At 69.9% G+C, this 21941-nt stretch carries 21 protein-coding genes; 6 read left to right on the top strand and 15 right to left on the bottom strand.

The features are described 5' to 3' along the window. Positions 1-930 carry a branched-chain amino acid ABC transporter permease gene (locus JRI60_RS06155; RefSeq protein ID WP_204224922.1) on the bottom strand — a complete coding sequence of 310 codons (930 nt, stop codon included), beginning with the start codon at positions 928-930 and terminating at the stop codon, positions 1-3. Next, the gene (locus JRI60_RS06150) at positions 930-2141 is read right to left on the bottom strand and encodes an ABC transporter substrate-binding protein (protein ID WP_204224921.1); all 1212 of its coding nucleotides are present in this window, start codon (positions 2139-2141) and stop codon (positions 930-932) included. Before JRI60_RS06150 ends, JRI60_RS06155 begins: the two co-directional genes overlap by 1 nt. 250 nt (positions 2142-2391) lie before the next feature. Here JRI60_RS06150 and JRI60_RS53070 point away from each other — a divergent pair, with 250 nt between their 5' ends. Then, entirely contained in the window at positions 2392-3081 is a 690-nt protein-coding gene (locus JRI60_RS53070; protein WP_239470376.1) for a hypothetical protein, read from the top strand. Here JRI60_RS53070 and JRI60_RS06140 read toward each other — a convergent pair. From JRI60_RS06140 to JRI60_RS06125, 4 genes are all read right to left on the bottom strand, one after another. Continuing rightward, positions 3078-4601, bottom strand: coding sequence for a serine/threonine-protein kinase (locus JRI60_RS06140; RefSeq protein ID WP_204224920.1), 1524 nt, complete (start codon positions 4599-4601; stop codon positions 3078-3080). The two genes, JRI60_RS53070 and JRI60_RS06140, sit on opposite strands and share 4 nt — an antisense overlap. 45 nt (positions 4602-4646) lie before the next feature. Then, complete coding sequence (gene dnaK / locus JRI60_RS06135; protein WP_204224919.1) at positions 4647-6479, bottom strand: molecular chaperone DnaK; 1833 nt, start codon at positions 6477-6479, stop codon at positions 4647-4649. A 6-nt stretch (positions 6480-6485) separates the two neighbouring features. Then, positions 6486-7439 carry a nucleotide exchange factor GrpE gene (gene grpE, locus JRI60_RS06130; protein WP_204224918.1) on the bottom strand — a complete coding sequence of 318 codons (954 nt, stop codon included), beginning with the start codon at positions 7437-7439 and terminating at the stop codon, positions 6486-6488. Positions 7440-7525: 86 nt separating this feature from the next. Beyond that, complete coding sequence (locus tag JRI60_RS06125; protein WP_204224917.1) at positions 7526-8026, bottom strand: transcriptional regulator; 501 nt, start codon at positions 8024-8026, stop codon at positions 7526-7528. 149 nt (positions 8027-8175) lie between these two features. On the opposite strand from JRI60_RS06125, the gene JRI60_RS06120 reads away from it, so the two are divergent. The 4 genes from JRI60_RS06120 to JRI60_RS06105 all read left to right on the top strand — a co-directional run bounded on the left by JRI60_RS06120 (position 8176) and on the right by JRI60_RS06105 (position 11932). Further along, positions 8176-8856 carry a DUF4476 domain-containing protein gene (locus JRI60_RS06120; RefSeq protein ID WP_204224916.1) on the top strand — a complete coding sequence of 227 codons (681 nt, stop codon included), beginning with the start codon at positions 8176-8178 and terminating at the stop codon, positions 8854-8856. 93 nt (positions 8857-8949) lie between these two features. Next, positions 8950-10005, top strand: coding sequence for an endonuclease/exonuclease/phosphatase family protein (locus JRI60_RS06115; RefSeq protein WP_204224915.1), 1056 nt, complete (start codon positions 8950-8952; stop codon positions 10003-10005). A 117-nt stretch (positions 10006-10122) separates the two neighbouring features. Beyond that, the gene (locus JRI60_RS06110; RefSeq protein ID WP_204224914.1) at positions 10123-10992 is read left to right on the top strand and encodes a DUF1206 domain-containing protein; all 870 of its coding nucleotides are present in this window, start codon (positions 10123-10125) and stop codon (positions 10990-10992) included. 73 nt (positions 10993-11065) lie between these two features. After that, positions 11066-11932: a DMT family transporter gene (locus JRI60_RS06105; protein ID WP_204224913.1), complete on the top strand. Its 867-nt coding sequence runs from the start codon at positions 11066-11068 to the stop codon at positions 11930-11932. 21 nt (positions 11933-11953) lie between these two features. Here the strand turns inward: JRI60_RS06105 and JRI60_RS06100 are convergent, their stop codons facing one another. The 5 genes from JRI60_RS06100 to JRI60_RS06080 all read right to left on the bottom strand — a co-directional run bounded on the left by JRI60_RS06100 (position 11954) and on the right by JRI60_RS06080 (position 16781). Further along, entirely contained in the window at positions 11954-12193 is a 240-nt protein-coding gene (locus tag JRI60_RS06100; RefSeq protein ID WP_204224912.1) for a hypothetical protein, read from the bottom strand. A 36-nt stretch (positions 12194-12229) separates the two neighbouring features. Continuing rightward, positions 12230-13906, bottom strand: a complete 1677-nt coding sequence (locus JRI60_RS06095; RefSeq protein WP_204224911.1) for an FAD-dependent monooxygenase — start codon at positions 13904-13906, stop codon at positions 12230-12232. A 75-nt stretch (positions 13907-13981) separates the two neighbouring features. Next, positions 13982-15061, bottom strand: coding sequence for a dipeptide epimerase (locus JRI60_RS06090; RefSeq protein ID WP_204224910.1), 1080 nt, complete (start codon positions 15059-15061; stop codon positions 13982-13984). 54 nt (positions 15062-15115) lie between these two features. Beyond that, positions 15116-15868 carry an ABC transporter permease gene (locus JRI60_RS06085; RefSeq protein WP_204224909.1) on the bottom strand — a complete coding sequence of 251 codons (753 nt, stop codon included), beginning with the start codon at positions 15866-15868 and terminating at the stop codon, positions 15116-15118. After that, a complete protein-coding gene (locus JRI60_RS06080) occupies positions 15855-16781 on the bottom strand; it encodes an ABC transporter ATP-binding protein (RefSeq protein ID WP_204224908.1) in 927 nt (308 codons plus the stop codon). The genes JRI60_RS06085 and JRI60_RS06080 overlap by 14 nt, the downstream gene beginning before the upstream one ends. Positions 16782-16929: 148 nt before the next feature. Here JRI60_RS06080 and JRI60_RS06075 point away from each other — a divergent pair, with 148 nt between their 5' ends. Beyond that, a complete protein-coding gene (locus tag JRI60_RS06075) occupies positions 16930-17352 on the top strand; it encodes a cereblon family protein (protein WP_204224907.1) in 423 nt (140 codons plus the stop codon). A gap of 9 nt (positions 17353-17361) precedes the next feature. Here the strand turns inward: JRI60_RS06075 and JRI60_RS06070 are convergent, their stop codons facing one another. The 4 genes from JRI60_RS06070 to JRI60_RS06055 are packed head-to-tail and all read right to left on the bottom strand — an operon-like array spanning position 17362 to position 21919. Further along, positions 17362-18531 (bottom strand): GNAT family N-acetyltransferase, encoded by a 1170-nt coding sequence (locus tag JRI60_RS06070; protein ID WP_204224906.1) that lies wholly within the window; start codon positions 18529-18531, stop codon positions 17362-17364. Then, a complete protein-coding gene (locus JRI60_RS06065) occupies positions 18528-19664 on the bottom strand; it encodes an aminotransferase class V-fold PLP-dependent enzyme (protein WP_204224905.1) in 1137 nt (378 codons plus the stop codon). The genes JRI60_RS06070 and JRI60_RS06065 overlap by 4 nt, the downstream gene beginning before the upstream one ends. Next, positions 19652-20797, bottom strand: a complete 1146-nt coding sequence (locus JRI60_RS06060) for a GNAT family N-acetyltransferase (protein WP_204224904.1) — start codon at positions 20795-20797, stop codon at positions 19652-19654. The genes JRI60_RS06065 and JRI60_RS06060 overlap by 13 nt, the downstream gene beginning before the upstream one ends. Before the next feature lie 24 nt (positions 20798-20821). Then, a complete protein-coding gene (locus JRI60_RS06055) occupies positions 20822-21919 on the bottom strand; it encodes a polysaccharide deacetylase family protein (protein WP_204224903.1) in 1098 nt (365 codons plus the stop codon). Positions 21920-21941 lie beyond the last annotated feature (22 nt).

Below are 21941 nucleotides of genomic sequence, written 5' to 3'. Positions count from 1 at the left end.
TCAGACCTTCTCCGCCGCGACCCGGCCGAACAGACCACCGGGCCGGACGAGCAGCACGAGGATGAGGAAGCCGAAGGCCACCGCGTCACGCCAGGTGCTCGCGGCGTAGCCCACCACGAACTCCTCCACCAGACCCAGCAGCAACCCGCCCACCATGGCCCCCGGCACGTTGCCGATGCCGCCGATGACCGCCGCCACGAAGGCCTTCAGGCCCACGTACAGCCCCATCAGCGGGCTCACCGAGGTGTCCTTGATGGCGTAGAGCAGGCCCGCTCCCGCCGCCAGCGCGCTGCCGATCATGAACGTCAGCGAGATGACGCGGTCGGTGGGGATGCCCATCAGCGCCGCCACGCGGTGGTCGAAGGAGACCGCCCGCATCGCCCGCCCGAAGCGGGTGCGGTAGACGAGGTACTGCAGGCCCGCCATCAGCCCCACCGCCAGCAGCAGGGAGATGACCTGCCAGTTCCACAGCACCACGTCCGGGAACTCGGGGTCGCCCACGGTGAACCACATGGCGGGCTTGATGATCTGCGGGAAGGCCCGCGGCGCCGCGCCCGGCAGGAAGCCGATGTCCAGTTGGAAGCCGTACGAGAGCGTGAACGAGATGCCGATGGCGGTGATGAGTGCGGTGAGCCGGGGCTTCTCGCGCAGCGGCCGGTAGGCGAAGCGCTCGATGAGGAAGCCCATCAGCGCGCAGCCCCCCATCGCCACCAGGAAGATGAGCAGCACGCCCCAGAGCGTGCCCTGCGCCTGGCGGCCGAGCATGAAGGCCGTCGAGTAGCCCATGTACACGCCGACCATCATCACGTCGCCGTGGGCGAAGTTGATGAGCTTGAGCACGCCGTACACCATCGTGTAGCCGAGCGCGACGAGCGCGTAGATGGTGCCGGCGGCGATGCCGTTGATGAGGTGCTGGAGGAGCTGGGACATTACGGGTTGACGGTCGTGACGAACGTGGTCTTGCCGTCGCCCACCTTGAGGATGACGGCCGACTTCACGGCGTTGCGGTTGCTGTCCAGCGTGATGGTGCCGGCCACGCCCGGGAAGTCCTTGGTCTGGGCGATGGCGTCCCGGATGGCGGGGCCGCTCAGGTCCTTGGCCTTCTCGATGGCGGCGATCGCCACCTTGGCCGAGTCGTAGCCCAGCGCCGCGAGCGCGTCCGGCACGCCGCCGTACGCCGCCTTGTAGTCCGCGATGAACTTCTGCGTCTTCGGATCCGGGTTGTCCGGCGAGTAGTGGTTCGAGAAGTAGCTGCCATCCAGCGCGTTGCCGGCCAGCTCGAACAGCTTCTCCGAATCCCAGCCGTCACCGCCCATCAGCGGCACCGTCAGACCCTGCTCGCGCGCCTGGCGGGCGATGATGCCCACGTCGTTGTAGTAGCCCGGCACGTAGATGCCCTGCGGCTTCGTGCGCTTGATGGCCGTGAGCTGCGCGCGGAAGTCGGTGTCGCCCTGCGAGTAGCTCTCCGTGGCGGTGATCTTCCCACCCATCTCCGCGAACTTCTTGCTGAACACTTCCGTGAGGCCGATGGAGTAGGCGCTCTTGTTGTCCTGGAAGATGGCCACCTGGTCCATCTTCAGGTTCTCGCGGGCGAACTTCGCCATCACGAAGCCCTGGAAGGGATCGATGAAGCAGACGCGGAAGATGTAATCGCCCTTCTGCGTCACCGTGGGGTTGGTGGACGAGGGGGTGATCATCGGCACTCCGGCCGCCTGGGCCTTCTCGGCCATGGCCAGGGAGTTGGACGAGGCCACCTCGCCGAGGATGAGCACCACCTTGTCCTGGGTGATGAGGCGGGTGACGGCCTGGGCGGCCTCCTCGGGCTTGCCCTGATCGTCATAGACGCGCACGGCCAGCTTCTTGCCCTTCACCCCACCGGCGGCGTTGGCCTCCTTGATGGCCAGGTCCACACCGTTGCGGGTGGAGATGCCAAAGGTGGCCTGGGCACCGGTGAGGCTTCCCACCTCGCCGAGCAGGATGGTGTCCGCACCACCGGGCGTGCCGCCTCCTCCGGGGGTGGCGGGCTGGGCAGCCTGGCCGCCCGGCGTCGCCTCACCTGAGGGAGCGGGCTGCGTCTTCTTCTCACACGCGGCCGCGAACAGCGCGAACGCGGCGATGAGCATCGGGGCGAAACGGCGCATGCGGGGCATCTCCTGGGCAGGGCCACGGCAAAGCCCCGGTTTTCTATGGGGACCCGGAAGAGGGGTCAAGCTCGCAACGGCTCGCCGTCCGGCTCCCCTGACTTTTTTCCACACCGCGTCCGGGTGCGTTACCCGGTCCCCCCTGGGGCCGCCAGGCTGCCGAGCCTCGCCTTCCCTCCTCCCGGAGACTGCCCTCCCGCCCCCTCGGCTCCCACCTTTGGTGGAGACGAACCTCACCAGGGAGGCGGACATGTATCAGCGCGGAGACATCAAGGAAGGCATGACGGTCCGCAGTGTCGACGGCCACAAGCTCGGCAAGGTGTACGCCGTGGGCGAGACGGAGTTCCACATCGAGAAGGGTCTTTTCTTCCCCAAGGACTACGCGGTGCGCTACTCGGAGATCAGCGTCCTGCGCGACGGGGAGATCATCCTGGCCCACGGCAAGGAGAGCCTGCGGACGTTCTCCGACGAGGGGCTCTACAGCTCGGATGCCACCCGCGAGGGCATGGGCACCAGCCAGGTCGGACACGAGGCGGCCACGAACGCCGCGTGGCTGAACGCGGGCGAGCGCACGGGGATGCCCTTCGGCCGTCGTCCCGAGGACCTGCGCACGCAGGACCTGGGCAACCAGGAGATCGGCCCGTACAACACGGAAGGCGCCCGGGCGAGCCCCATCCTCACCGAGGAGGACCGGGGCATCGGCACCCAACCGATCCCCGCGGACAGGAGCAGGGACATCCCCATCCCTCCCATGACGGCGCCCATGACGGAGCGGCCCGCGGCCCTGCGCGCAGAGGACGAATCGGCCCGTGAGCGCGCGCTCGGGGACGAGCTCTATGACGATCCCCGCCGCGTGACGACCCGGAGCGACGGCACCGTGGAGGGCACGCGCAAGCTGAACCTCGGCGGCGAGGACGACCCGACGAAGCGTGGCCTCTAGCGACCCGAACGCTCGCCCTTGGCGGAGGCGGCGGCGCGCAACCGGGTCGACTCGGAGGGCGCGCTCGCCGTGCTCCCCGAGAGGTGGACACGCTCCAGACGCTCGAAGCCGCGCAGGCGCTCGGGGAAGTGGGTCGACACGAGCCGGCCCACCTCCACGTCGCGCGCCGGGGGACACGCCTCCGCCAGCGCCTCCGCCATCTGGAGCGCGTTGATGTAGCGGCCCTCCGGCTTCTTCGCGAGCGCCACCTCCATCACCTCCCACAGGGGCAGGGTGATGCTGGTGGGACGGCTCAGCCTGTCGTCGCAGATGGCGTGCATGGACTCCAGCTCGTCCCCGCGGTCGAACGCGCGCACGCCGGTGAGCGCCTCGAAGAGGATGAGGCCCACGGCGAACAGGTCGCTGCGCGCGTCCAGGCGGTGGCCCCGCGCCTGCTCCGGTGACATGTAGAGGGGCTTGCCCTTCACGATGCCCGGCAGCGTCACCGTGCGCTGGGCGCGCGCCTTGGCCACGCCGAAGTCCAGCACCTTCACCCGCCCGTCGAAGCCCACCATCAGGTTGTGCGGCGACAGGTCCCTGTGCACCAGGTTGAGCGGCACCCCGTCCTCGGCCCGGGCGGTGTGGGCCGCGTGCAGCCCCTGCAGCGCCTGGATGACGACGGCGATCGTCACCGCCGGAGTGGGCCGCAGGGTCTTCAGGAGCCGATCGAAGTCCACCCCGCGCACCAGCTCCATCACCAGGAAGTAGGCGCCCTGGGCCTCACCGAAGTCGTAGAAGGTGACGAGGTTGGGGTGCGACAGCCGCAACCCGATGCGCGCCTCGTCCAGGAACTGCTTCACGATGTCCGGGTCCGAGGCCAGGTGCGGGAGGATGCGCTTGAGCGCCACCAGCCGCCCGAGCCCCTCGGGGCCCCGCGTGCGCGCCACCAGCACCTGCGCCATGCCGCCGGTGCCCAGCGGCGTCACCAGTTCGTACCGCCCGATGCGCCCGCGCGGCCCCGTCACCGGGTCATCGTCCTGCGGGGCCAGGTCGTCCAGCCGCTCCAGCACGTTGCGGCCATCGGAGAACGCGAGGAAGGCCACCACCGCGTTGTCGAGCTGATCTCCGATGGCGTCCACCAGCTTCATCACCAGCTGGCCGCCGTCGTCGAAGCGCCCCTCCACCACCAGCCCCAGGGTGCCCAGCTCCAGCTTGCCGAGCGCCAGCTTGGAGCAGAAGAGCATCCGCCCGTCCTTCAGGCGGTGGGGGCCCGTCCAGCTCGCGGCGTCGAAGACGTCCACGTCCAGCTGGCCCAGCACCCGGGTGAGCACCGGGCCCGCCGTCCCGCGGAGGCAGACGAAGCCGGCGGAGGCGTGCACCAGCCGCGCGCACTGGGTGAGGAACACATCCACCGCCGTGTCGAGGTCCATGCCCCGCTCCAGGCAGTCCTCGAGGATGTGATCCGCCATCCGCACCACGGCGGTCAGGCCGCGCAGAAAGGCGACTTCTGCTTCGAGCGAGGGGAATTCCACGGTGCACATTGAACACCGGGAAGGCAGGCCCCGGGAAGGGGGCCCGCGCGAGACTCAGGAGCCCGACTTCGACTGGTCCGCGTAGAGGGCGTCCGCGATGCGGTAGGCGCTGGTCTCCAGCTGCTGGTAGGCCTCCTTGATGGCGGCCGGGTCCGAGCCCGTCAGCAGCTCCTTGAGGCGGTCCAGGTCGGCCTTGATCTCCACCCGGTCCTTCTCCTGGAGCACATTGCCGTACTCCTCCAGGCTCTTCTCGGTGGTGTAGAGGAGCGAGTCGCAGTTGTTGCGCAGCTCGGCCAGCTCCTTCTTGAGCTTGTCGTTGGCTTGGTTGGCCTGGGCGTCGGAGATCATCGCCTGGATCTCCGCCTCGGACAGGCCGGAGTTGCCCACCACGCGCACCTGCTGGATCTTCCCGGTGCCCAGGTCCTTGGCGCTCACGTGCACGATGCCGTTGGCGTCGATGTCGAAGGACACCTCGATCTGCGGCACGCCACGGGGCGCGGGCGGGATGCCCACCAGCTCGAAGCGGGCCAGCGTCTTGTTGTCCACCGCCATCTCGCGCTCACCCTGGAGCACGTGCACGGACACCAGCGGCTGGTTGTCCACCGCCGTGGAGAACACCTGGCCCTTCTTGCAGGGGATGGTGGTGTTCTTGTCGATGATCTTCGTGAAGACGCCACCGGCCGTCTCGACACCGAGCGACAGCGGCGTCACGTCCAGCAGGAGGACGTCCTTCACCTCGCCCTTGAGCACGCCGCCCTGGATGGCCGCGCCCACGGCGACGACCTCGTCCGGGTTGATGCCCTTGTGCGGCTCCTTGCCAAAGAACTCCTTCACCTTCTGCTGCACCGCCGGCATGCGCGTCATGCCGCCCACCAGCAGCACCTGGTGGATCTGCTGCGCGGTGATGCCCGCGTCCTTGAGCGCGATGCGGCACGGCTCGATGGAGCGATCCACCAGATCGGCCACCAGGGCCTCGAAGGTGGAGCGCTCGACCGTCTCGGTGAGGTGCTTGGGGCCCGTGGCGTCCGCGGTGATGAAGGGGAGGTTGACCTCCGTCTCCGTGGCGCTGGACAGCTCGTGCTTGGCGCGCTCGGCCGCCTCCTTCAGGCGCTGCAGCGCCATGCGGTCCTTGCGCAGGTCCAGGCCGTTGTTCTGCTCGGCGAAGCGCTTGGCCAGGAAGTCGATGAGGCGCTGGTCGAAGTCCTCACCGCCCAGGAAGGTGTCGCCGTTGGTGCTCTTGACCTCGAAGACGCCCGAGTTGAGCTCCAGGATGGAGATATCGAACGTGCCACCGCCCAGGTCGTACACGGCGATGCGCTCGGCGCCGATGTCGCGCACCTTGTCCAGGCCGTAGGCGAGCGCCGCGGCCGTGGGCTCGTTGATGATGCGCAGCACGTTGAGGCCGGCGATGCGGCCCGCGTCCTTGGTCGCCTGGCGCTGGCTGTCGTTGAAGTAGGCCGGGACGGTGATGACGGCCTCGGTGACGGGCTCGCCGAGGTAGTCCTCCGCCGTCTGCTTCATCTTCATCAGCACGATGGCGCTGACTTCCGGCGGGCTGTAGCCCTTGCCGCGGATTTCCACCCAGGCGTCCCCGTTGGGGCTGGGCACCACGCGGAAGGGGCTCACGCTGATGGCCTTCTTGGCCTCGGGCGAGTCGAACTTGCGGCCGATGAGCCGCTTGACGGCGAAGACCGTGTTCTCCGGATTGGTGATGCCCTGACGCTTGGCGATCTGCCCCACCAGGCGCTCACCGGACTCGGTGAAACCCACCATCGACGGCGTGGTGCGGCTGCCCTCGCTGTTGGGGATGACCACCGGCTCGCCGCCCTCCATGACGGCGACGCACGAGTTCGTCGTCCCCAGATCGATTCCAATCACCTTGCCCATGACGTCCTACTGGCTCCCCGAGGGCGTGGTTCCGCTCTGGTCGGTGGTGGTCCCCCCCGTGGGTCCATCACCTGGCGTTGTATCTGAAGAAGAGGTCGACTCGGGCGCGGGCGGTTGGTTCTCGGGGGCGCGCGCCACCACGACCAGCGCGGGCCGCATCAACCGCTCGTTGAGCATGTAGCCGCGCACGGCCTCGTAGAGGACGTGGCCCGAGGGCACCGCGGCGCTCTCCACCTGCTGCATGGCCTCGTGCAGGCGGGGGTCGAAAGGCTGGCCGACGGCGGAGAAGCCCTTCACGCCGTGCTTGCCGAACGCGCTGTCGAAGAGCTTGCGCGTCATCTCCACGCCCGTGCGGAGGCTCTCGAAATCGGAGGACTTCTGGGCCGCCTCCAGCGCGCGGTCCAGGTTGTCCACCACCGAGAGGAAGTCCTTGAGCAGGCGCTCGGAGCCGAACTTCTGGACCTCCTCCTTCTCCTTCTGGGCGCGCTTCTTGTAGTTCTCCAGGTCGGCCGTGGCGCGCAGGCCGCGCTCGTGGCTGTCCTTGAGGCGCTCCATCATCTCGCGGCCCTTGGACTGGCTGAACTCGAGCTGCTGGCGCGTCTCCCCCAGCTCGCGCCGGGTCTGCTCCAGCTGCTGGCGCGTCTCCTCCAGCTCGCGCCGGGTCTGCTCCAGCGCGGTCGCCAGCGCGAAGGTCTCGGAGGATCCGGAGGAGGGCTCCTCGAAGACGGACGGAGGCAGGTCCACCTCCAGGGTCATTCCCCCCTCGGGGACCTCCACATCGAGCGTCCTCCCACCCTCGGGGAATTCCACCTCTTGCGTCATCCCCCCCAGGGACGCCTCGTCCTCCTCCGGTGGAGGAGTCTCGGCACGACGCTCGACGCTCTTCAAAGCGGCGTCGATGACGTCTTGTGAGATGTGGGTCTGGAAGCTGCCCTTCTCGTCGCGGTTCGAGTCGGCCACGGGCGCACTATGTCATGGGGCCTGGGTCGATCCAACCGCTCCGGGGGCGGCCAGAGGCAGGCCGCCCCACTGGCGTCCCCTGGATGTCAGGTCGCCGGGCGGGAGGGCTTCTTGCGGCCGATGGACTTCTGGGGGCCCTTCCTGGCGGCGGCCTTCTTGGCGGCCGTCTTCTGGGCGGGGGCCTTGGCGGCCGTCTTCTTGCGGCCGATGGATTTGGTCCCCGCCTTCTTCGCCGGCTGGGGACGGGGCGCTGGCTCGGAGCGGGGACTCGACTCCTGACGGGGGCTCGGCTCCGGGCTCGGGCTGGGGGCCGGCGCGGAGGCCGCCTGCTCCTTGAAAGCACCCTCGACGCTCTCCTCGACGTGGCGCACGGCCGACTCGATGCGCTCCGCCGCCTGCTTGCCGGTGGACACCGCCCAGGTGCGCAGGTTCTCGAGACCCTCCCGCACCTTGGCCTGCTTGGCGGGGTCCTTCACCTCCACCATCAGCCGCTGCGCCTCGGTCTTGAGCTCCTCGCCGGTGCGCTTGAGCTCCTCACCGGAGCGCTTGAGGAAGTCCATCAGCTGCTTGTCCCATTTCTCGGCCATCAGTCTCTTTCCTCCATCACGGGCGGTGCGAGCCGCTGGGCCCGGAGCCGGACAGGCTATACTGATTCGCCAGTCGGGCGAGCGCGGGAACATCCATCAGACTGCACACCTGTCCGGCGCACAAAACAATCTTCACCCCGGAGAAACGGATGAGAGCGGTACTGATTGCCGTGGCGACCCTGCTGTCTGTCCCGGCCCTGGCCCAGAACAAGAGCACGGAGGCGAAGGCCGCTCCCCCGCCCGCGCAGGTCCGGCCGCCGCCGCCGAACGGCAATCCGGGCACCACGGGCTTCCCGGACACGGCGGGGACCCCGGTGGTGGTGGAGCGCGACGCGCTGCTCCTGCAGCTGGCGAACATCAACGAGAAGCTCGCCACCGCCGCGGGCCGGGCGAAGAAGGACCGGCAGCTGCAGCAGATGATCGACAGCGCGCGCGCGGACCTCAAGGAGGTGGGCCGGCAGGTGACGAACGCCCCGCTGGCGCAGCGCCCGGAGCCCTCGCGTCCGCCGCAGCCCCCGCCGCAGCCGCAGCCGCCCACGGCGCAGCCCATCACCGATGCCATGCTGCGCTCGCTGGTGGCGGCCATCCGCAACGAGCCCTTCGGGGATGATCAGCTCGCCGTGCTGGAGGAGGCGGCGTCCACCCAGTACTTCCTGGTGTCCCAGACGCAGGACATCCTCCGCCACTTCAACTTCTCCAAGGACAAGCTGAAGGCCCTCCGCCTGATCCGCCCGCACCTGCTGGACATGGAGAACAGCTTCAAGCTGTACGAGTCCTTCCAGTACTCCAACGACAAGGACGAGCTGCGCCGCATCCTGGCGGCGCAGTAGTCCGTGTCACGCTTCTGTACCGGAGCGGGGACACGCTAGAGTCGGGCTCCCCGGGGTGGAGAACCCCTCCCCCGAGTCCGGAGCCCGACTCCCATGCCGTTCGCCCGCCTGCTGGGAACGCTCGCCGTTCTCACCGTCCTTGGTGCCTGCCAGAAGCCCTCCGAGGAGGGCGACCCGCCCCTCGATGCCGGGATGACGGGGGACGCGGGCACTCCCGGGGGTGATGCCGGGACGACGGGGGATGCGGGCACACCGCCCCTGGCGTTCAGCGCGGCCAACTGGAACCTCGAGTTCTTCGGATCCCCGGATGCGGGTCCGTCGAACGAGCAGCTCCAGCTCGACAACGTGCGGAAGGTCATCTCCACGACCGGGGCGGACATCTGGGGCCTGGAGGAGGTGGTCGATGCCACGCACTTCGCCGCGCTGAAGCAGCAGCTGCCCGGCTACGACGGATTCCTGGCCAACGAGGTCCCCTATGGTTCGACCTACTACTCCACCACCGAACAGAAGGTGGGCCTCCTCTACCGCTCGGACGTGGTCACCCTCCTGGACAAGCAGCTCATCCTGACCTCGAGCAACTACGACTTCGGTACGCGGCCACCACTGCGGGTGGACCTGCGCATCACCCGCGACGGGGCGAGTGTGGACCTGGTGGCCATCGTGCTGCACATGAAGGCGTTCTCGGACATGGAGTCCTATGACCGACGTCGGCGCGCGGCGCTGGCGCTCGAGGACTACCTGGACACGGAGCTGATGAACACGCCGGTCCTCGTGCTCGGAGACTGGAACGACGACGTGGACGTCTCCATCACCCGCGACCCCAACGTCGTCAACGGCTACATGCCCACGCCGTACAAGAACCTCCTCGACGCTCCGGAGGAGTACACCTTCCTCACCCAGCCCCTGTCCCTCGTGGGACAGCGGAGCACGGTGAGCAACACCCAGTTCATCGACCACCAGCTCGTCAGCAACGAGCTGCTCCCGCGCTACGTGAGCGATTCGGCCCAGCGCCTGCGGCCGGACAACTACATCTCCCAGTACGGCACCACCACGTCGGACCACTACCCGGTGCTCAGCCGCTTCGTGTTCGACGTGACGCCTCCGCCGGACTCGTCGCGGCGGCTCACCTCGCCCGCCGGGAGCGAGTAGCGCGCTCGGGCACGGTGTGAGCTCGTCCGCTCGGAGGCCATGCGGCCTTCCAGGCGCTCTCCCAGGTACGCCGCCGCGTGTGCCTACCTTTGGAAACGCCAGAGGACGGGAGGGACGATGGCGAACGAGATTGGCCGGAAGGCGTCGGAGCTGAAACGACAGGGAGACCACCTCGGGGCCAGGGCGATGCACAATCCCTGGACGGAGCGGCTGGCCCGCCTGGGCTACCTGGCCAAGGGCGTGGTGTACGCCGTGGTCGGGGTGCTCGCGCTGCAGGTGGCCTTCGGCCAGGGCGGCGAGACGACCGATACGAAGGGCGCACTGACCACGCTGGCCCAGGAGACCTGGGGCACGGTGCTGCTCGCGGTGGTGGCCGTGGGCATGGTGGGCTACGTCCTCTGGCGCGTGGTGCAGGCCTGGATGGATCCGGACGGCAAGGGCACCGGCGCCAAGGGGCTCGTCACGCGGGCGGGCTACCTGGTGAGCGCGGGCGTCTACGCCTTCCTCGCGATGGCGGCCTTCCGCCTGGTGCTGGGCACTGGAGGCGTCGGCAGACACGGGGACCAGAGCGCCCAGACCTGGACGGCCCGGTTGATGTCGCAGCCCTTCGGGCAGGCCCTGGTGGCCGTGGTGGGCCTCGTCATCGCTGGCGTCGGCATCTGGCAGGCCTACAAGGCGTGGAAGGAGAAGTTCCGCGACAAGCTGCGGCTGGACGGGATGCCGCCACGACAGGCCGAGTGGGCGGTGCGCGTCTCCAAGCTGGGCATCCTCGCGCGAGGCCTGGTGTTCGTGATGATGGGCGTGTTCCTCGTCCAGGCGGCGCTCACCGCCAACCCGCGGCGAGCCCATGGACTGGATGGGGCCCTGGCGACGCTCGCGGCCCAGCCCTACGGGACGGTGCTGCTGGCCCTGGCCGCGGCGGGCCTCGTGGCCTATGCCATCTACATGGCGCTCGAGGCCCGGTACCGCCGCTTCCTGGGGGCCTAGCCGCCCCTCGTGCGCTCCAGCCAGCGGCGGTGGCTTTCCCGGAGTGCCCGGCGTATGAGTCACCCGCGCCGCCATGCTCCGCTCCCGCCTCTACCTCCTCGCCGCCGCCGTGCTCTGGTCCACGGCCGGCGCCGCCGTGAAGCTGTCCACCCTGTCGGGCTGGCAGATCGCCTCCGGGCGCTCGCTCGTCGCGGCGCTGACGCTGGCGCTCGCCATTCCCGCTGGCCGCCGACGTCTGTCCTGGCGGGGCTTCGCCGCGGCGGTGGCCTACGCGGGCACGGTGGTGCTCTTCATCCTCGCCAACAAGCTCACCACCTCGGCCAACGCCATCTTCCTGCAGGACACCGCGCCGCTCTACGTGCTGCTCCTGTCGCCGCTGCTGCTGCGCGAGCGCCCCTCCCGCGGTGAGCTGGCCGCCGTCCCCGTGTTCCTGCTCGGCCTGAGCCTCTTCTTCCTCGACCAGCTCGACCCCGGGCAGTTCCTGGGCAACGTGCTGGCGCTGGGCTCGGGCCTCGCTTTCGCCCTGTGCATCCTCGGACTGCGCGCGGTGGGAGAGGAGGGCTCCGCGGTGCTCGTGTGGGGCAACATCATCGCTGGCGCCAGCGTGCTGCTGCCCGCGCTCGGGGGGCCCGCGCCCACGGCGCTGGACCTCGGACTGCTCGTCTTCCTCGGCGTGTTCCAGCTCGGCTTGGCCTACGCCCTCTTCCAGCGCGGCCTGCGCGAGACTCCCGCCGTGGAGGCCTCGCTGCTCATCCTGCTGGAGCCGGTGCTCAACCCGGTGTGGACCTTCCTCTTCGCGGGCGAGCGGCCCGGGAAGTGGGCGCTCGTGGGCGGCACCATCATCCTGCTCGCCACCGCGTGGCGCACGCTGCTGGGCTCCCGGGGCGGCCATGCGTCCGCGTCGAAGGAGACTCCGGCGCACGAGGGCGCGGGGAGCTGAGCGGACCCAGCTCCGGGAGGCTCAGTCGTACTTTCCGGAGTCTGCGAAGCGCATCGCGCACCGGAAGCACACGAACAGGCACAGGAGGGTCGCGAACGCCCAGGAGCCCGCCCCGCGCATCAGCACGGCGTTGTCGGACCGCAGAAAGCCCAGCGCGTGCCCCAGCCACTGAAAGGCGCAGAACAGCGCCCCCGCCAACGCGGCGAGGGTGGCGAGAAGCCAGAGGGCGATGTGCAGCCTGCGGGTGGCGGTCGTGGACATGTCGCTCCACGCACGCTACCAGGACCACCCGAGCCCTCAACCCGCGATGCGCTCCTGGCCCGGCCGGAGCGGTCCCATGCGACGCGTGAGCTCCGCCTCCAACCTCTTCTGCTCGATGGGCCGCTCACGGTGCCCCACGTACCCGTCTGGACGGATCAGGTAGAAGCACTCCGCCCCGGCACCGAAGCGGCGGTGCACCGCGCCGCCCTCGTCCGCCAGCACGTAGGGGGCCGGTGTCCCCTCCCCCGCCACCACCACGCGCGCCCTCAGCAGCGACCCGTACGCCGCCTCGAGCCGCCGCGCGAGCGCCACCAGCTCACTCCGTACCTTCGCCTCGGGCTCGAGCCCCGTGAACAGCAGCAGCGTGTGATGAGGCCCTCGCAGCACCTCGTGCAGGCGCGTCACGCCCTCGCCCTTCACCGGAAGCTCCGGCACGTACGCGCCGGGCGCGGGCCCCTCCTCCAACCGCACCCCACCGGCCTCGTCGCCCCAGATGCGCTCGGTGGAGAGCGGGCTGCGCCGGTAGTGGATGGCGAGCTGCGAGACGAAGCGCGTCATCTGGCGCTGTGTGAAGCGGCTGCCCAACACCTGCCGGGCGATGCGAGGCACCACGTACGCGCGCAGCAACCGCGAGGTCGTCCCCCCTCGCGCCATGAGGCCAAAGAGCCGATCCGTGCCCTGTAGCAGCTTCTGGCCCACCGGGTGCCGCTCCTGCTCGTAGGTGTCGAGCAGGGACTCCGGCGCATGCCCCCGGGTGACGAGCGCCAGCTTCCACGCGAGGTTGTAGGCGTCCTGGATGCCCGTGTTCATCCCCTGACCGCCCGCGGGGCTGTGGATGTGCGCGGCGTCCCCTGCGAGGAACACGCGCCCCTGGCGGTAGTGGGGCACGCCGCGGCGGTGCAGCCGGTAGCGGGTCATCCAGCGCGGCTCGCTCAGGCGCGTGGGCACCGGCGCCATGCGGTCCACCAGCGCCTGCATCTCCTCCAGCGTCAGGGGCGTCGTCTCGTCGCCTTCCGGAAGCGTGTCGCGTGGCATGACGACGAACAGCCGGTAGCGCTTCTCCCCCGGCATGGGGAAGGCCGCCATCACGCCCCGGGTGGACGGGAGGATGCACAGCTCGCCCTGCCCCAGCGGCCACTCCACGTGGACGTCCGCCAGCACGCACGCGTCGTCGTAGGTCTCCCCCTCGAAGGGGATGCCGGCGCTCTTGCGCACCCGGCTGCGGGCGCCGTCACATCCCAGCAGCCAGCGCGCCTTCACCCGCTCCACCTGGCCATCCGCGCGCTTCAGCGTCGCCTCCACGCCATCGGCGTCCTGCCGGAAGTCCTCCAGCCCCAGGCCCCGATCCACCTTCACGCCGAACGTGCCGAGGTACTCGGTGAGCAGCACCTCGGTGGCGTCCTGTGGGAGCATGAGCATGTAGGGGAAGCGCGTCTCCAGCCAGGAGAAGGCCTGCATGGGCACGCGCGAACGCGCGCCTCCCGCGCCCACCACGTTGAAGGCCTCGACCCTGCGTCCCCGCGCCACGGCTTCGTCGGCGATGCCGAAGTCGTCGAAGACCTCGAGTGTGCGCGCCTGCACGGCCAGGGCCCGTGACAGCACCGAGGGCGCCTCGAGCTGATCCACGATGCGGCAGCTCAGGCCATGCCGCGCCAGCTCCACGGCCATCGTCAGGCCCGTCGGGCCGGCTCCCACCACCAGAGCATCCAACATGCGGTGTCTCCCCCTGCCGGCCTTCACGGCCGGTGCGTGTCACTTTGGCACAGGAGACCCACGGCGCCCAACGGCTCAGCCCAGGTCGACACCGTGGCCGGCCTGGACATGTCCGATGTCCACGTGCCCGTCCCGCATCCGCAGACCCCCTTGAAAGGAGTGCTCTCGGATGAAGAGGTGCGTGTCCAGGTCCGCGTAGTCGAAGCCGCCCAACCCGGCGGCGAAGTGCGCCGCGCTGCTCATGGCCAGGGTGCTCTCCACCATGCCCCCCATCATCAGCTCCATGCCGGAGGCGCGCGCCAGGTTCCACATGGCCAGGGACTCCACCACGCCACTCTTCATCAGCTTGAGGTTGACGCCGTGCGCGCCACCCTCGCGCGCCAGGCGCAGCACGTCCTTCGCCGTGCGGGCCGACTCGTCCGCGCAGATGGGCACCCGCGACGAGCGCGTCAGCTCGGCCATGCCCTCCCAGTCCTCGCGAGGCACGGGCTGCTCGAAGAGCGCCAGGGGGATGCCCGCGGCCTCCAGCCCCTCGAGGAACGTCCGGGCCTGCGCCACGGTGTAGCCCCCGTTGGCGTCCGCGAACAGCCGCGCGTTGGGCGCCTCGCGCCGGATGACCACCATGCGCCGCACGTCCTCCTCGGCGGACAGCGCGCCCACCTTCACCTTGAGGGTGCGGATGCCCCTGGCGACGATGGCCCGGGCCGAGGACGCCGCGTGCGCCTCGTCACCAGCCGTCACCGTCATGTCGATGTCCAGCCCGGTGCCCGCCCCGCCGAAGAAGGCGAACAGCGGCATCCGGTAGTGCCGGCCCAGCGCGTCCAGCAGCGCCAGCTCGATGCCACAGCGCGCGGAGGGAGCCCCCGGGAGGGCCTCGGCGAGCCATGCGCCAATGGGGCGCCAGCCACGCGCGTCCCGTCCGAGCAGCGCCTCGCGCACGGAGGTGATGGCCGCGAGCGTGCTGGCCTGCGTCTCGCCGGACACCGCCGTGAGGGGCGCCGACTCACCCAGGCCCACCGTCCCGTCCGCCAGCTTCAGGCGCACGAGCACGTTGTTCGCCATGTCCGGCGCGCCCGTGGCGATGGCGAAGGGCTCGGTGAGGGCGAGATCCAACGGCTCGAAGTGCAGGTCGGTGATGCAGGTCGGGAGGAGCATGGGAGAGCCGGTCATAGAACGATCCCGGCCATGCCGGCCACCCCCGATGACGGCTCAGCGCAGCAGCCGCTCGAAGGTGATGACCCTCAGTGCCACGAAGGTGGCCACCCCCGCGCCCACGGTGAACAGCGCCGCGAGCAGCAGCGCGGTCAGGATGGGGCCCGGCACCGCCACCATGGCGAGGAAGCAGACGAGGATGATGGGGCCGATGAGCAGCCCGTTGATGTTGTTGGCCGTGCGGAAGTCGCGTGCCAACAGGCTGACGAGCAACGCGCTGGTGGTGGAGAAGGTCAGTGACGTGAGCAGCACCAGCAGGAGCGCCAGCACGAAGCCGGGCGAGCCCACGCGCAGCCAGAGGATGAGCGCCGCGTCGACGGAGAAGAGGACCAGGGTGACGGCCGAGGCCAGGGCGAGCAGGGCCAGCAGCTTGGCGAGCAATATCTGCCCCACGCGTACCGGGAGCGCCACCAGCAGCTCGAGCGTGCGCGACTCGCGCTCGGTGATGAGGATGTAGCTGGCCGTCACCGAGGGCACGATGAGCCCGCCGAGCGCGATGAACGGAACCAGCATGGCCCGCATCATGGCCACGGGATCCTCCGCGAGCTCGCGGAGACCTGGGGGCAGCTCCACGCCGGGCGGGAGGTTCACCGGCTTCATCGCGCCGCTCTTCAGCCCGAGCATCTGCACTCCCGGGATGATGACCAGCAGCAGCACCGGCAGCAGCAGCGCCGTCACCATGGCGCCCCGACTGCGCAGCAACTGGCGCCACTCCTTGCCGAAGAGGATCCGCACCTCACGCGCGAGCATCTTTGGCTCCCACGACCTCCAGGAAGAGGTCCTCGAGGCTCGGCGTCACCACCCGGCACTCGTAGACATCCATGCCCTCGGCGAGCAGCCCGCGCAGCAGCTCGGGCGCCCGGGCCACCGCGTCCGCCACGTGCACGCGCACCGCGTCCTCCTCGCGCGTGGGCGAGATGCCCCGCGCGGAGAGGGCCTGGAGCAGCCGTTCGGGACCCTGGGCGGCGCGCAGCACCAGCACTGGCTGGATGCGCTGGCGCAGGGTGGCGATGCGCTCGTGCAGCAACACCCGGCCCTGGCGGAGGATGACCGCGCTCTCACAGAGGGCCTCGGCCTCGGCCAGGTTGTGCGTGCACAGCAGCACCGTGCGGCCGGGCATCACCTCGCGCAGGAAGGTGTGCACCTCGCGCGTGGCGACGGGATCCAACCCCACCGTGGGCTCGTCCAACAGCAGCACCTCCGGCGAGGAGACGAGCGCGGCGGCCATGGACAACCGGCGCTGCATGCCCCCGGACAGCTCGGCCATCCGCCGCGAGCGGAAGGACGCCAGACCGAAGGCCTCCACCACCTCGGCGATGTTCCCGCTGCCGTAGAGGTCTCTCACCAGTTGGAGGTAGTCGTCCACCGTGAGGTCCCGATACATGCCCGGTGACTGGGGGACGATGCCCACGCGCCGCTTGGCCAGGAGGAAGTCGGGGTCGTCGATCCCAAGCCCGAAGAGGCTCACCCGTCCGGACGAGGGCCGGAGCGCACCGGTGAGCAGGCGGATGAGGGTCGTCTTCCCCGCGCCGTTGGGGCCGAGCAGGCAGGCCCGCTCGCCCGGGGAGATCCTGAAGCTGACCTGATCGAGCGCCTGGATGCCCCTGGGGTACACCTTGGTGACCTCGGAGACCTCCAGGGGCACGTGAACGTTCCGCGTCAAGCGACCGACCTCCCACTCGCGAGGCGGACATACCACGCGGGCCCGGGCTTGCATCCGGCCACGCGCATGGGCAAGAGCAGTCGGGAAGAGTCCCCTCTCCCTCTGGGAGAGGGACAGGGTGAGGGTCTACCGTCCGTTCGTCCGAGCCATGAATCCGTCCCCCTGGCCAACCCCTGAAGCACGACGACTCAAGGGCAAGCCCCCGGCGCCCACCGAGACCACGCCCACCAGCCAGTCAAAGGAAGACACCGAATCCCGAGCTCCGGAGACGCCCCTGTGCTGCGCGCGGTGCGGCCACGTCATCACCCACGAGCGAGACCGCACCACCGTCAACGGCCGGCACGGCCACACGCGCGTGAACCCATCCGGGTTCGTCTTCCACTTCGGCTGCTTCGCGCGGGCCGAGGGCTGCCTCGTCATCGGCCCGCTCACCGCGGAGGCGAGCTGGTTCCCGGGCTTCGTCTGGGAGTACGCCCTGTGCGCCGCCTGCAAGACGCACCTGGGCTGGGCCTTCCACGGCGAGAGCGACTTCCTCGCCCTCGTCCTGGACCGGCTCACCGCCCCGAGCTGAGCGCCTCCATCACCTCACCGGTACCTCCTGACCCCGCGACCGCAACCGCCGGAGGCGTGTGAGCACCTCCCCGGGGAGCGCATCCCGGAGCACGCCTCGGGCCGTCTGTTCGAGCGCCTGGGCACGCACGACCCAATCGCCGAGGCTCGCCGGCCGGGTGATGCGCAGCCGCACCGTCGTCCGGAGCCCCCGCGTCCAGTCCGACTTGTACGCCTCGACACCGCGCAGGAAGTCGTACTCGGAAAAGCCCTCGGCCAGCGCATCGCGGAACGTCTCGCCCACGAGGACGAGCCCCACGCTCCGCGCCTTCCACTCGGGGTCATATCCCGCGTTGTAATAACTGAAGGTGCGCCCGTGCAGCAGGGCGTAGACCGATGCCACCGCCCTGCCCTCCACGGACAGCAGGTAGACGCGGACCTTTCCCTCCGCCGCCAGGAGCGGCACCACCGCACGGTGGAACTCCTGGACGTCTGGCGCATCGAGCGAGCTGCGCGCTCCCCAACGCAGGGCATGCAACCGGAAGAACTCGGGCAGCGCGAGGGCGAGCGCCTCGGGGTCCTCCGCCTTCGTGATGGCGAAGCCCTTCTGGCGTTCGAGCCACTTGCGACGGCGCAGGTAGTTGTCGGCCCGGGGCACCCGGGCCAGCAGGGTGTCGAAGCTCTCGCCCACCTCGAAAGCCTCGTACGGACAGCGGTTCCGCCCGGTGCTCTCCAGGTGCCACCCTCGAGCCTCGCAGCGCGCTCTCAGGAGCGCCACGAGGGGAGACGTCTCCTCCATGTCGGCCAGCTCCAGGATGTCCCACTCGCGCCAGGTGCTCGCGAGCGCATCCACCAGCGCCCCGGCGATGGCCGGCTCATCCCCGGGCCGGAGGATGGCATCCAGGTAGTCGCTGCCCACGGCCTCATCCCCCAGGAACCGGAGCCACCGGAGGCGGCCACCTGCCCACCGCTGCTCCTCGATGGAGAGCGGCAGCACTCCGACGAGCCCGCCCGTCTCGTCCCGTGCCGTGAGGATGAAGAGCCGCCGCTCCCTGCCGAAGTGGAGGTGCCAGCCGAAGAGCCATTCCCAGGTGTTGAAGACGCGCGCCCGGACGGACCCGTACAAGCGCCGCCACTCGTCCCGGAGCGCCAGGAAGCCCCGCGTCTCCCTCACGATGCCCACTGTCCAGCGGCTGTTCATGCCTCCAGCGCCTCCCTCGCCACCTTCGCGACATGCTCGAGCTCCTCGGAGCCGAGCGCTTGATGACAGGGGAGCTCCACCACCCGCTGGCGCAGTGCCTCCACCTCGGGGAAGCGCTCGCACGAGGCTGCGGGATGACCGGACCTCCAGAAATCGACCGCCTGGATGCCCCGTGACCACAGCAGGCGCAGGGCGCGAGCCTTGTCCTCCACCTCCAGCGCATAGAAGAGCGGGCACACCCCTGGCGGCAGCGAGGACCACGTCGCTCGCTCGGGCCTGCCGATCCGCTCGTGGAGAAAGAGCCAGTTGGCGCGGCGGCGGCGCACCACCTGCTCCGCGTCCACGGACCCCAGCGCCCTCGCGACGACGGGGCTCATCCCGAGATGAACCGCTCCCGGCTCGAAGGCCTGGGTTCCCACCGGAACGTCCTCGAGCCGCGCCCGGGCCCGGACGCGCCCGGTGAAGGTCTTCGCCATCGAGCGCAGCCACCTGCCCGGACCCTGGAACCGGCGCTCGGCACCCACCAGCATCGAGCCAGCCATGTGCGAGAGCGTTGGCAGGAGCGGAGGAGGTGCCAGGTCCGCGAGCCGCTCCGCGTGAGCCTCTCGCAGGAGCAGACCTCCGCCATGAGGCACGGGGAGCGTTTTGTAGAAACAGAAGATGGCGGCATCGCCCCTGCTTCCCAGCGGATACACGCCCTCGCGGGAGAAGAGCGACAGCGCGCAGTCCTCGATCAGGAAGGCGCCAGCCTCGCGGGCGATCTCCAGCAGCGCATCGAGCGGCTGGGGGAACCCCGCGTAATGAATGACATAGATGGCGCGCGTGCGAGGGCCCACGCGCGCTCGGACATCGTCCGGATCCAACCGTCCCGACGCATCCACGCGCGCGAACCGGAGCCGCGCTCCCGCGTGGAGCAGGGCCGAGACTTCCACACCATGGTGGTACGCCGGGACGATGACCTCGCACCCTTCGAGCCCCAGCATCCTGGCGGCCCGCCAGACGGCGTTGCGGCCGAGGTAGGTCAGCTCGAGCCCGTGCCTGTTGAAGGGAAAGAGCACCTTGCCGCCCCGGCGCGGCAGCAGTTGCGCCGGGCCGAGGTCCGGCATCGACGGAATGGCCATCAATGTTTCCATCCACCCACCTCCCGAATCCATCGCTTCAGCGCCGGTCCATGGCGGAAGCGAGCCGCGTGCAGGAGCCGACCCTTGAGCGAGGGCCGGACGATGAACAACCAGACGTGAGAACGGAGCCGCTCGGTCCAGTCGAGCTTCCAGGTCATCCGCGGGCCCAGGAAATCGAACTCCGCCGTGCCCCGGTGGGAGAGCTCCTCCAGCACGTCCTCGACGAGGAGCTGGCCCGGAGAGCACTCGGAGAAGCGCTCGTCGTAGCCGGGCTTGAGCAGGTAGTAGCGGCCCCCGTACTCCAGCCCGAAGTGGAAGGCCACGGGATGGTCGCCCGCCGAGAGCGTATAGAGGGAGAGCCATCCCCCCGACGCGGCGAGCCGGGCCAGCCGCGTGTAGAAGGCGAGCGTCTCCGGACGGCAGACGATGGCCGTCCCACCGCGCCCCTTCCACCCGCTCCCTTCGAGCGCGAGCCCCTCCTCGAGCGCACGGGAGACGGAAGCCTCATCGTCCACACGGCGCAGCACGAGCGGGCCCTGCCGCGCGAGCTTCTTGCGCCGCCGCCGGAGGTTGGCGCGGAACCTGGCATCGAGCGTCTCCTCGAGCGCGCCGCGGGAGAGCACCGGAAGCCACGGCGACTCGAGCGAGGGCCAGCGCGCCACCAGGAAGCCGTCCTCTCCGGCGGCCGCGCCGAGCGCCGCGTCCACCACGCCACCCGCCTCGATGTCCTTGAGGAGGAGCACCTCCCAGGGCTCCTCCCGGAGGTGCGCCCAGACGCCGCGCACGGCTTCCTCCGGGCGCGCCGCGTCGAGCGCCCACGCCACCCGCTGCGAGTGCTCGTTGGACGGAGACTGCCACAGCCGCACGGGCACGCCCGCGAGACGCCCGCGCCGCTCCAGGAGCGGAGCGAAGGCGATCGCCCGGCCGCCCCTGCTCGCACGCAGCACCCGCAGCGTGGAACCCGGGGCGAAGCTCTCCATCCACAACCGCGTCCAACCACTGAGCGCGAAGGGTCCCGCCCCAGGAGTGGCTCGCGCGAGCGCGTCCCACTCGGACGAGAACCCGGACAGGGTCTCCAGCCCCACCCGCTGCTCGACGGTGATGTCGAGCCCGGGCACCTCTTCCCACCGGACCGCCTGTTCCATCTTCCCCCCTCCCCCCTCGGCTGCTCACGGTGCCGGCACGGGCCGCGCCACTTCTGTCCGCAGATAGTTCCAGGTCAGCTCGAAGGCCAGCTCCGACACGGGAACGGGCGCCCCGATGCGCGGAAGCTCGAGGAGCCCACTCGCTCGCGAGCAGATTCCCGACTGCGTGGTGACCGCCGCCTCGAAGTAGCGGCCCACGAGCTCCGTCACCCCGGGGTCCGTGGCCCCGTTGGGATAGGAGAAGAGCGTCGGACGCACGCCCAGCTTCTCCTCGAGGGTGTCGCGGCAGGCCCGAAGCTCCCGCTCCACCTCCGCGAGCGGGAGCCGCGTGAGGATGGGGTGGTTCTCCGTATGAGCTCCGATCTCGAACCCCTGGCGCGACAGCTCCCGCACCTCCTCCCAGGAGAGGAAACGGTTCTCATCGTTCACCGGGACCGGCAGCGATGCGCGCATCCGCTCCACGATGCCGAGCATGCTCGCGTGCGGCAGCTCCTTGAGGTACTCGACGCACGCCATCATCAGGACTCGCGGTCTCAAGCCGAGCGAGCCGAGCCGCAGGATGGCCGGGTCTCCACTCGCGCGGCACACCTGGTCGGGCGGGTTGCGGGAGAAGAGCTCCTCCAGCTCATACGCCCACATCCAGCGATCGGTCCCCACCAGCCCCGTGGTGACGAAGACGGTGGCCGGGATGCCATGGCGCGCGAGGATGGGCGCGACGAGGTACAGGTTGTTGCGGTAGCCATCATCGAAGGTCAGCGCCAGGGCCCGGCGGGGCAATCTCGCCCGTCCCGCGAGCCCCGCGACGAGCTCGGACAGGAGCACCGGTTGGTACTCGCGCGCCAGGAAGAGGGCATGCCGCTCGAACTCCCGGACATCGAGCACCGGCTCGCCCCAGACTCCCACCGGCCGCCGCTGCACCTTGTGGTAGAAGAGGATGACCGCCTCGCCCTCTCCCAGCGGCCTGGAGGCGGAGAAGCCTCCGTAATACGAGAGTGTCTTCACGCCCCTGGCCAGCCAGGATGTCCAGCGCCGCTCGATGCCGCTGCGTGCGCGCAACACCAGCCGCTCCAGATCCACCTGGTTCCTGGGTCTCTCCAGGGCGACCTGATTCCGTATGGGCAACGGGATCACTGTATTGGCCTGC

This window comes from Archangium violaceum, from assembly GCF_016887565.1.
GTDB classification, from domain to species: domain Bacteria; phylum Myxococcota; class Myxococcia; order Myxococcales; family Myxococcaceae; genus Archangium; species Archangium violaceum_B.
This window is presented reverse-complemented; position numbering and strand designations above follow the sequence as displayed.

Coding starts and splice junctions, on each gene's coding strand:
- JRI60_RS06155 (WP_204224922.1), bottom strand. CDS start 930: ATGTCCCAGCTCCTCCAGCACCTCATCAACGGCATCGCCGCCGGCACC.
- JRI60_RS06150 (WP_204224921.1), bottom strand. CDS start 2,141: ATGCGCCGTTTCGCCCCGATGCTCATCGCCGCGTTCGCGCTGTTCGCG.
- JRI60_RS53070 (WP_239470376.1), top strand. CDS start 2,392: ATGTATCAGCGCGGAGACATCAAGGAAGGCATGACGGTCCGCAGTGTC.
- JRI60_RS06140 (WP_204224920.1), bottom strand. CDS start 4,601: ATGTGCACCGTGGAATTCCCCTCGCTCGAAGCAGAAGTCGCCTTTCTG.
- dnaK (WP_204224919.1), bottom strand. CDS start 6,479: ATGGGCAAGGTGATTGGAATCGATCTGGGGACGACGAACTCGTGCGTC.
- JRI60_RS06125 (WP_204224917.1), bottom strand. CDS start 8,026: ATGGCCGAGAAATGGGACAAGCAGCTGATGGACTTCCTCAAGCGCTCC.
- JRI60_RS06120 (WP_204224916.1), top strand. CDS start 8,176: ATGAGAGCGGTACTGATTGCCGTGGCGACCCTGCTGTCTGTCCCGGCC.
- JRI60_RS06115 (WP_204224915.1), top strand. CDS start 8,950: ATGCCGTTCGCCCGCCTGCTGGGAACGCTCGCCGTTCTCACCGTCCTT.
- JRI60_RS06110 (WP_204224914.1), top strand. CDS start 10,123: ATGGCGAACGAGATTGGCCGGAAGGCGTCGGAGCTGAAACGACAGGGA.
- JRI60_RS06105 (WP_204224913.1), top strand. CDS start 11,066: ATGCTCCGCTCCCGCCTCTACCTCCTCGCCGCCGCCGTGCTCTGGTCC.
- JRI60_RS06100 (WP_204224912.1), bottom strand. CDS start 12,193: ATGTCCACGACCGCCACCCGCAGGCTGCACATCGCCCTCTGGCTTCTC.
- JRI60_RS06095 (WP_204224911.1), bottom strand. CDS start 13,906: ATGTTGGATGCTCTGGTGGTGGGAGCCGGCCCGACGGGCCTGACGATG.
- JRI60_RS06090 (WP_204224910.1), bottom strand. CDS start 15,061: ATGCTCCTCCCGACCTGCATCACCGACCTGCACTTCGAGCCGTTGGAT.
- JRI60_RS06085 (WP_204224909.1), bottom strand. CDS start 15,868: ATGCTCGCGCGTGAGGTGCGGATCCTCTTCGGCAAGGAGTGGCGCCAG.
- JRI60_RS06075 (WP_204224907.1), top strand. CDS start 16,930: ATGAATCCGTCCCCCTGGCCAACCCCTGAAGCACGACGACTCAAGGGC.
- JRI60_RS06070 (WP_204224906.1), bottom strand. CDS start 18,531: ATGAACAGCCGCTGGACAGTGGGCATCGTGAGGGAGACGCGGGGCTTC.
- JRI60_RS06065 (WP_204224905.1), bottom strand. CDS start 19,664: ATGGAAACATTGATGGCCATTCCGTCGATGCCGGACCTCGGCCCGGCG.
- JRI60_RS06060 (WP_204224904.1), bottom strand. CDS start 20,797: ATGGAACAGGCGGTCCGGTGGGAAGAGGTGCCCGGGCTCGACATCACC.